The following is a 6,551-nucleotide window of genomic DNA, read 5'->3' as shown; positions in this document are numbered from 1 at the left end:
CCCCGATATAAACCCCCCCCCTTCCGTCGGCCGCGTCAGTTTTTTAAACCCCACGGGGGGGGGGGGCGGGCGCCCGCGGGCCCGGCCCCCCCCCCGCCGGGCCCCGCCCCCGCGGCGGGCCCCGGGGGAGGGGCCGGCGCCGGCCGGTGGACCGGCACCGGCGAATCTACGGCCGTGCGGCATCCGCCCGCGCCCCTCCACGGGTTGAAACCGGCTGCCCCCAGGGAGGGCGACCCTGTACAACCAGGGGTGTGCACGAAGGGGTTGACCTGGATCGGCCCCGCACCCGGAGACGGTCCGGCTCCGTGCCGCGCTACCGGTCGCCGGCGAGGTCGTGTACGCCCTGAGTTCTCGCCACCGCGGAGACCACATGCGACCAGCCGCACCGGCCGGACACCGCGTGGATGAGCGGCGGGCGTGACGCTGCGGCGTGAAGCCGTGCCGGCGCAGCGTCCGCGACCTCCGGGGCCAGCCCCGCAGGCTCGGCCCGGCCCGGGCGGCCGCAATCACCCGCTCCGCGCGGTCGGGGGCGCGTACGGCCCGTCCGTCGGCCCTTAAGGCCGCCGCCGCCCGCACCAGCCGCGGGCGCCGGGCGAGGAGGTCGACCAGATCCCCGTCGAGCGCGTCGATCAGTGAGCGGATCTCGATCAGGGTCTGGGGCCCGGTGCTCGGCATGGGCGCCGTCAATTCACGCGGTGGTCCTCGCAGCAGCCGTCCTTGACCATCTGCTCGGTGACCGCCGACCAGCCGCCCGCAGGCGCCGCAGGGGCGGCCGCCCGGCTCGCCCGCGGACCGCCGAAGGCCCCTTCCAGCGCGGCCCGTTCGTGCAGGACCCCGCCCCGAACGACACCGACCGTACGGATGAGGGAGGCGAAGTCCTCGAAGGGGTCACCGTCGACCAGCGTGAGGTCCGCCAGCTTCCCCCGCTCGACCGTGCCCAGGTGCCGGTCCGCCCCGAAGACCCGGGCGGGCGACAGGGTGGCCGTGGTCAGTACCTCGGCCGGCGAGAGCCCGTACCGGTGCAGGGCTCGCATGGCCATGTGCAGGTGCAGCCCGACCGGGGACAGCGGCGCGTCGGTGCCCAGCACCAGCCGGCCGCCTCCGCACGCCACCCGCCGGTAGGCGTCGACCTCGCGTTCCAGTACGGCCATTTCACCGTCCGTCGGCGGCCGGGAGGCCAGCCCCTGGACGACGGAGACGTCCCAGGGCGGCATCATCGCCGTCACCCGCGGGTCCTGCGCCACCTCCGGGTGCGCGCCGATCAGCGCCATCGCGGTGAACGGGGTGGCGATCAGGTCGAAGCGACCTCGGTTGTAGATCTCCAGGGTGTCCTGGTGGGTGTGGCCCTCGGCGCTCGCGCCGTGCCCGTACTCGGCGCGGTCGGTCGACAACAGGTGCGTGGTGAGGTCCATCCCGGACTGGATCCCGGCGGCGCACAGGTGCGTACCGCTCAGCACGCCCAGCCGCTCGTGCGCGTGGCGGGCGGCAGCGGCCATCTGCCGGTAGGGGGCGCGCACGTACGTCTTGACGAAGTCCCAGTCCAGCGCGTCCGCGCGGGCCAGGGAACGGGCGAAGCCCTCGTCGGTGCGGTGCGCGCGGCCCATGCTGTAGCCCACGCGCGAGCCGTCGAGCAGTTCCCCCGTGGCCAGCAGCCGGGGCGCCGCCAGCAGGCCCGCGGCGATGTCCTCGCGCAGCCGAGCCTGTTCGTAGGCGAAGCCTCCGAGGGAGACGGCCGTGGTGATGCCGTACGCGAGCTGGAGGGCGCCCTGGCGGGCGCCGTAGGTGTACTGCCAGGGGTGCACGTGCGAGTCCCACAGGCCGGGCAGGACCGTACGCGCGGAGGCGTCCACGGTACGGACGGCGGCGCGGCCCGGACGGTGCGGTTCGACGGCGGTGATCCGGCCGCCGCTGATGAGCACGTCCACGTCGGCGCGCGGCGCGGAGCCGGTGCCGTCCCACAGCAGTCCGGCGTGCACCACCGTGTCGACAGGGGTGGGACGCCTGTAAGTCAGCGACACCGGCACGGTGCGCGGGGCTCCGGCGGGCGCGCCCGCGGCGTCGACGCCGAGCAGCCGCAGCCGGCCGCTGGACTGGTAGAGCAGCGTCCGGGAGTCCCCCGACCAGGACGGGTGGTCGGCCGGCTCCTCCGTCAGGAGGCGGGCCTCGCCCGCAGGGGCGCCGTCGGGGCCCACCGGAAGCAGCCACAGCGCGGACTCGCTGACGCAGGCCATCGCCCGCCCGTCCGGGGACCAGACGGGCCCCGAGGCGTACCGGTCGGACAGGGACACGTGCGGGGCCAGGCCGTACAGGCGGGCCGCGCCGGTGTGCGTGTCGACGACACGGATGAGGTTGTGGCCTTCGCGGAAGCGGAAGTTGAGCCGGTTGCGGTCGCAGAGGGCGAGGTAGCGGCCGTCGGGCGACCAGCTCGGCCGGCCCGGGAGCCCGCCGCCGCCCAGCGGGGTGGCCAGCACCCGCTCGGCACCGGTCGAAAGCTCCCGCACCAGCAGGTTGCCCGCCATGTCCAGGCAGGCCAGCCGGGTCCCATCCGGCGAGGGCACCCCGTGGACGCGGCCGCCGGGGGCGAGGACCCTCTCCGCTCCCCCGTCGAGCTCGCGGCGGCGCACCGCGCCCAGCCCATCCCGGTCGTCGGTCCAGATCAGCGCGCGGCCGTCAGGGGACCACACCGGGCCCTGGACGTAAGCGGTGGGCGGGCTCTGCAGAATCTTGCGCGGAGAGCCGCCAGAGACGCCCACCACCCACAGCGCGTTCAGCGCGGCGAAGGCGATGCCGCGCCCGTCCGGGGACAGACTCGGCTGGTGGATGCCGCGCACCGGGCGGGAGGTCTCGGCCTCCAGCGCGTACTCCTTGACCGTGTAGCGGGGCCGGCGGACCCGGAGGGTTGCGTCGAGGGCGATCTCGTGCCCCCGGTCGTCGCGGTGCGGGCGGATCACCCGAAAGCGGCCGCCGACGGTCAGCAGCAGTTGCTCGTCGTCGATCCAGCGCGGCGGGGCGGGCGCGAGTTCGGCGTCCAGCGCCACCTGACGGCCGTCCACGAACAGGGCCATCGCCTCGGTCTTCGGTGGCCCGGGTGTGCTCCGCAGCCACACGGTGCGCCCCGCCGGGGAGACGGCGGGAGCCAGCAGATTACCCTCGGCGGCGGTGTGTTCGACGCGCGCCCCGCTCCCGTCGGCCGCGGCGGACACGAGCGTACGGGCCATCAGCACGGGAGCGGTCCAGCCCGCGCGGACGAACAGCAGCCGGGAGCCGTCGGCGGTCCACGCCGGGTCGAAGTCCTCCCACGGGTGGTCCTGTCCGGGCCCGTCCTGGCCGGGAAGGCCGGTCACCTGCGTCAGGGCGCCGTCGCGCACGGACACGGTCCAGATGCGGTACGGGGCGCCGGCGACGGGGTCGCCGCCGCGCTCGGAGCAGAAGGCGAGGGTGCGGCCGTCCGGGGACCAGGCGGGCGCCCGGTCGTCCCAGGGGCCGTCGGTGAGCCTGCGCAGACCGGAACCGTCCGCCCGCATCAGCCAGATGTGGAAAGCCCCGTCCCGGTAGGCGCTCATGGCGACCTGGCGGCCGTCGGGCGAGAAGACAGGCCGGTTCGGCTCCAGGTCCGGCGGGGTCAGCGCGGTGGCGGCCGAGCCGTCCCGGGGCACCGCCCACAGGACGCCCTGCACCTCGGCGACGACCCGGTTCCCGCCGGCGGTCGCGGTAGCGGCGCCGTTGGTGGCGTCCGTGAAGCGCAGGGACACCTGCTCGCCGGCCTCCGCGGCGGCCGGGGCCGGCGGTACGGGATCGGGCGACGGCGCCTCGGCCCGGGCGGGCGGGGCGGCGAACCCGTCGAGGAGCAGCGCTCCGGTCAGGGCCGTTCCTGAGGTCGCCGTGAGGAAACCTCTGCGGGGAACCGGTGACACGTTCTCTCAACTCTCCTTGTCCGAGGGGGATCCACGGCGCGGCGAGGCCGGCATCCCGAAGTGGGCGGCGAGCGCCGCGAGCACCGCGACGGCCCCGCACAGCAGCCAGACGGCGTCGCCCATCAAGGCCCACGCGGCGACCCCGGCGGCGGGACCCACGGCGGAGCCGACGCCGAACATCGCCTGCGAGGCGCCGAGGTACTGGCTGCGGTTCTCCGGCGGCGCGGCCAGCGCGGGGTAGGCGGTCATCGTCGGGGAGCCGATGATCTCGCCGACGGACCACACCACGGTGGCGAGCACCAGTCCGGCGAGGCCCAGCGGCAGGGCGTAGGCCGTCAGGCCCGCGCCGACGGCCAGGATCCCGGCGATACTCGTCACTCGGGCGGGCCAGCGCTGTACCTGCCGGGTGACCAACAGTTCACAGAGGATCACGATGGCCCCGTTGACCGCGACGAGCACGCCGTAGACGAAGATGTCGAAGCCGTGGGCGCGCACGGCGAGCGGCAACGTCGACAGGTATTGGGTGTAGACGGCGGAGAAGCCCAGGATGGCCAGCAGGAACAGGACGAAGCCCCGGTCGCGCAGCACGGCCCGGTATCCGGTGGTGCCGGTCCCCCGCGGCCGCGCCGACGCGGCGGCCGTATGGCGCGGGGGCCGGTCGCGCGGGAGCAGCCGCTGCGCGAGCACGGCGACGCCCAGGGCCGCTGCCGCCTCCGCCCAGAAGAGCAGGGCGTACGAGTGGGCGACGAGCAGCGCCCCGATCAGCGGGGCGGCGGTGGTGCCGACGTTGGTGGCGAGCCGGTACATGGCGAAGACCATCACGCGGCGCTGCTCGCTGGTCAGGCGGCTGACCAGCTCCGCAGAGGCGGGCCGGTAGACCTGGCTCGCCGCGCCGGTGCCTGCGGCGAGCAGCAGCAGTACCGGGTAGGAGTGGGCATATAGCAGGGCTGCGGTGAGGACGGCGTTGATGGTCATCGAGGAGACGATCGAGGCCCGGACGCCGATCCGGGCGACGAGCCAGCCGCCCAGGAGGATCCCGGCGACCGCGCCGGCGCCGTGTGCGGCGAGGGCGAACCCCGCCCGCACCACGGGGAAGCCGCCCGCCACCATGTAGAGCACCAGGAACACCTGGAGGAAGCCGCCCAGGCGGTTCACCATGATCCCGGCGATCACCGCCTTGACGGGCAGGGGGGCTTCGCGCCAGGTGCGCGCGATGCCCACCGCTTCCATCCCGGCGGCGTTCCGAGTGCCCTCGTCCACGCTCATCGCGCTGCGGTGACCGGGGCAGCCGCTTCGAGGCGTACGGCGTCCTCGGCCGCGTCCAGGGCCGCCCGGCAGGCGTTCGCCGTGTCGGCGGCGGCCACCAGCATGGCGTAGCGGCCGGTGTGCGAGGCGGGCGGGAGTTCCAGGACGTGACCGGGCCGGGCGACGACCCGGGCGATCTCGATGGCGGCGGGGAGCCGGTCCCGGTCGATGGTGACCCGGCCCACGACGGTCTCCACCTCGGGGTAGAGGAAGCGGACGGCGGCTGCGCCGTGCCGGGCGGCGCCCTGTTCGGGCTGCTTGCCCAGCGCCAGGGAGGCGGCGGCGAGGCCGGCGTTCCATCCGGTGGCCAGCAGACCTAGGTAGGAGATGAAGTCGCCGCCGCTGCGCGCGTTGACCTCGACCAGAGCCGGGCCGCCGGCGGTGAGGCGCCACTCCGAGTGCGTCCAGCCGCGGGTGATGCCGACGGCTGCGTGCACGGTGGTCAGCGCCCGCAGCAGTTCGGGGTCGGCGAGCAGCGGGTCGGCGGCGTCGACGCCGTGGCCCACCTCTTCGAAGTTGGGCGGCGGGCTCAGCTCCTTGCGGGCCACGAAGAGCGGGGTGACCTCACCGTCCCAGATCAGGGCGTCGACGCTGATCTCGGGACCGTCGAGGTACTCCTCCACGAGGACGGGCTGCTCGAAGCGCTCGCGTACCTCGACCATGGTGGTCCCGCGGATGCCGGGGAAGATCGCGGCGAGTTCCTCGGGCGTGCGGGCCATCCGGGTGCCCGTGCTGCCGACCAGCGCGCGTGGCTTGACCACGACGGGGTAGCCCGTCCGAGCGGCCGCCGCGTACGCCTCGTCCAGCGTGGACACGGCGGTGGAGCGGGCCTGGGGGCCGCCGGCCGCGGCCACCGCGAGACGGGTCAGGTGCTTGTCGCGACAGGTCAGTACCGCCTCCGGGGTGAGCCCGGGCAGACCGAGGGCTCGGGCCACCCGGGCAGCCGGCAGGATGCGCGTCTCGTCCCAGCACAGGATCGCGTCCGCGCCGACGGGACCGGCGTGGCGGGTCATGCCCTCGGCGTCCAGGGTGTCGACGAGGGTGTGCCCGGTGATGAACGGGGCCTCCCAGCCGGGCTCCCGGTCGGAGAACAGCCAGATCCGGTGCTCGTGCGCCACGGATTCCAGCAGGTGGCCGCGGGTCTCCTGGTCCATGGGGCTGATCAGGATCAGCAGCGGACGGACGTCGGGGCCGGGGGCGTCCGACGAGGGCGGGAACGGCGACGGGGAAGGCATCGGGGCACCTTTCGGTTAGGTTCGGGAACGGCTGCGCGCCGCGGGCCGTGCGACGATCGGTCGTCGCGGCGTACGCGGAGCGCAGAGCAAGCGGAGG

At 75.0% G+C, this 6,551-nt stretch carries 4 protein-coding genes; all 4 read right to left on the bottom strand.

Annotated elements, in window-relative coordinates:
• A partial coding sequence (locus ACFWW8_RS19115; RefSeq protein ID WP_386530227.1) for a chorismate mutase occupies positions 1-675 on the bottom strand: 675 nt, incomplete at its 3' end.
• 8 nt (positions 676-683) lie between these two features.
• Positions 684-3,914 (bottom strand): amidohydrolase family protein, encoded by a 3,231-nt coding sequence (locus ACFWW8_RS19110; RefSeq protein ID WP_386530134.1) that lies wholly within the window; start codon positions 3,912-3,914, stop codon positions 684-686.
• A gap of 6 nt (positions 3,915-3,920) precedes the next feature.
• Entirely contained in the window at positions 3,921-5,180 is a 1,260-nt protein-coding gene (locus ACFWW8_RS19105; RefSeq protein WP_386530133.1) for an MFS transporter, read from the bottom strand.
• The gene (locus ACFWW8_RS19100) at positions 5,177-6,454 is read right to left on the bottom strand and encodes an acetyl-CoA carboxylase biotin carboxylase subunit family protein (RefSeq protein WP_386530132.1); all 1,278 of its coding nucleotides are present in this window, start codon (positions 6,452-6,454) and stop codon (positions 5,177-5,179) included. Before ACFWW8_RS19100 ends, ACFWW8_RS19105 begins: the two co-directional genes overlap by 4 nt.
• Positions 6,455-6,551: the final 97 nt, after the last annotated feature.

The organism is Streptomyces sp. NPDC058701 (assembly GCF_042715295.1).
Taxonomy (GTDB): Bacteria; Actinomycetota; Actinomycetes; order Streptomycetales; family Streptomycetaceae; genus Streptomyces.
The sequence above is the reverse complement of the archived record's forward strand: the minus strand, read 5'-3'. Positions and strand labels throughout refer to the sequence as shown.

Excerpts from the sequence above, each read along its gene's own strand:
- ACFWW8_RS19105 (WP_386530133.1), bottom strand. The coding sequence starts at position 5,180 with ATGAGCGTGGACGAGGGCACTCGGAACGCCGCCGGGATGGAAGCGGTG.
- ACFWW8_RS19100 (WP_386530132.1), bottom strand. The coding sequence starts at position 6,454 with ATGCCTTCCCCGTCGCCGTTCCCGCCCTCGTCGGACGCCCCCGGCCCC.